General features: G+C 63.3%; 3 protein-coding genes and 1 pseudogene. 1 reads left to right on the top strand and 3 read right to left on the bottom strand.

Translation table 11 applies throughout. The features are described 5' to 3' along the window. The 3 genes and pseudogenes from AC5RWX_RS32595 to AC5RWX_RS32605 all read right to left on the bottom strand — a co-directional run. Window positions 1-167 (bottom strand): annotated as a pseudogene (locus AC5RWX_RS32595) (regulatory protein RecX); the annotation flags it as partial. 135 nt (window positions 168-302) lie between these two features. Next, window positions 303-1,358 (bottom strand): recombinase RecA, encoded by a 1,056-nt coding sequence (gene recA / locus AC5RWX_RS32600; protein WP_066274884.1) that lies wholly within the window; start codon window positions 1,356-1,358, stop codon window positions 303-305. A gap of 190 nt (window positions 1,359-1,548) precedes the next feature. Next, window positions 1,549-1,773, bottom strand: a complete 225-nt coding sequence (locus AC5RWX_RS32605) for a DUF3046 domain-containing protein (RefSeq protein WP_458778969.1) — start codon at window positions 1,771-1,773, stop codon at window positions 1,549-1,551. 40 nt (window positions 1,774-1,813) lie between these two features. Here AC5RWX_RS32605 and AC5RWX_RS32610 point away from each other — a divergent pair. Then, window positions 1,814-2,320: MarR family winged helix-turn-helix transcriptional regulator (locus tag AC5RWX_RS32610; protein WP_494100308.1), on the top strand; the 507-nt coding region annotated here is incomplete at its 3' end.

The following is a 2,320-nucleotide window of genomic DNA, read 5'->3' on the forward strand; positions in this document are numbered from 1 at the left end:
TCGGCGAATTCGGCATCATCGATGAGCCGGGCTGCCTGGAATTTGTCCAGGACAGCCTCTGCAACGTGCTCCGGTATGTTCCGCTCGGCAAGTTTGCGGGCAAGCTGAAGCCGGCTTTTCGCCGAAGCCGCCAGCTGCCGGTACACAATGGCCTGGGCGACCGACACGGGATCCGGTTCGGCGTCTCCGACAGCCGGCGACTCCGGATCCGGACCGTCCTGGAAATCATCCACATACGAAGCAGCGCGCCGCCCGCCGGTTCTGGCCCGGCGGGGACGCGCACTTTCAGCACTGGTCAACGGCTAGAACCCGTCAACGGCTTTCAGCTTCGGGGAGTCCTTGGACTCAGGCTCCGCCGGCTTCACGCCAACGCCGAGCTTTTCCTTGATGAGGCGTTCCAGCTCGGCAGCCAGCTCCGGGTTATCCCGAAGGAAGCGGCGCGAATTTTCCATGCCCTGGCCCAGCTGGTCGCCGTCATAGGTGAACCAGGAACCCGACTTCTTGATGATGCCGTGCTCAACGCCCATGTCGATGATGCCGCCCTCGCGGGAAATGCCCTGGCCGTAGATGATGTCGAACTCGGCGACCTTGAAGGGTGGGGCCATCTTGTTCTTGACGATCTTGGCCTTGGTCCGGTTGCCGACCGAATCCGCGCCCTCCTTGAGGGTCTGGATGCGGCGAACGTCGATACGGATGGAGGCGTAGAACTTCAGCGCCTTGCCACCGGTGGTGGTCTCGGGGGAACCGAAAAAGACACCAATCTTTTCACGCAGCTGGTTGATGAAGATCGCCGTGGTTTTGGTCTGGCTCAGGCGTCCGGTGATCTTACGCAGGGCCTGGCTCATGAGGCGTGCCTGGAGGCCTACATGACTGTCGCCCATGTCGCCTTCGATTTCAGCGCGGGGCACCAGGGCGGCAACGGAGTCGATGACGATGACGTCGAGCGAGCCTGACCCCACCAGCATGTCCATGATCTCCAGGGCTTGCTCACCCGTGTCCGGCTGGGAGACCAGGAGTGCATCCGTGTCCACGCCGAGCTTGGCGGCGTACTCCGGATCGAGGGCGTGTTCGGCATCAATGAAGGCGGCAATGCCGCCCAGTCGCTGGGCGTTGGCCACGGCATGGAGGGCCACCGTGGTCTTACCGGAAGATTCCGGCCCGTAGATCTCTACCACCCGGCCCCGGGGCAGGCCGCCAATTCCCAGGGCTACGTCCAACGCTATGGAACCGGTAGGAATAACTTCGATCGGGGCCCGGACTTCGTCCCCGAGCCGCATGACTGAGCCTTTACCGAATTGCTTGTCGATCTGGGCCAGCGCTGCTTCGAGCGCTTTTGCACGATCCGGGGCTGCCGCCATGGTTCACACCTCTAATGCTTTCTCGCTTTGGAGTGGCCTCAGCGGCCGTTTATTGGTCATCTCTGACGCTAATGGGCCCCACTGACATTCCGGCCGGATGAGGGCGGCTATGTGGAAAACCCGCTAGGAAAAGCATAGCTTTACCCGAACAGGTATTCGAACAGCGGCGCGGCGTGTCAGGAGAAACTGCCTATTCGATGCGGGGTTTGATGTCCCTGCCCAGCCGCCGCTCGGGCGGAACGTCCTGGACATCACAGACCGCCAGCCACACTTTTCGCGGCTCCACGCCCGCGGCCAACGCCTGGTCCGCAGTGCGCCCGCCCACCCCGGCGAGAACAAGGGTGCTGCTGAGGACCCGCGAGTACCCGGCGCCAAATTCGTCGTCCATAAGTCGCCAATAGTCGCTGATTCGCACCAGAAAAGTCTCTCACGATCGGCACCCTAGAATTGTTGCCATGAGCAACTCCCCTGCCGTCCCGCCCCCGCACGGCCGCGAAGACGATGCCACCGTGGACGCGGCGCTGCAAAACGTGGAACATCAGATCAGCCTCTTCTGGCGGCGTGCACGGGCCGTGTCCAACCAGCTCTCCCGCCAGGTCCACCCGGACATGGAACCTGCGGCCTATGGACTGCTGACGGTCATCCGGCGTGAGGGCCCCATCCGGCTCACCGACCTGGCGATGAACATCGGCGTCGGTAAACCTTCCGTGAGCCGGCAGATCGCCTTCCTTGAAAGCATCGGGCTGGTATCCAAGGAGGCCGACCCGCTGGACGGGCGGGCGCAGGCCATCCGTCTGACCCCCAAGGGGGAGGAAAAGATGCACCAGGTCCAGGATGCGCGACGGCAGGTCTTCCGGGAGCGCCTGGGCGAATGGCCGGTGGAGGACCTGCAGGAGCTGGCCCGTTTTATGGCCAAGCTGAACTCCACCTATGAGCGCGACGGCTTCCCGCACGACGGTCCC

This window comes from Arthrobacter sp. SPT-J7, from assembly GCF_059089965.1.

Bases quoted from the DNA above. Each gene is read 5' to 3' on its own strand.
- recA (WP_066274884.1), bottom strand. From the start codon at position 1,358: ATGGCGGCAGCCCCGGATCGTGCAAAAGCGCTCGAAGCAGCGCTGGCC.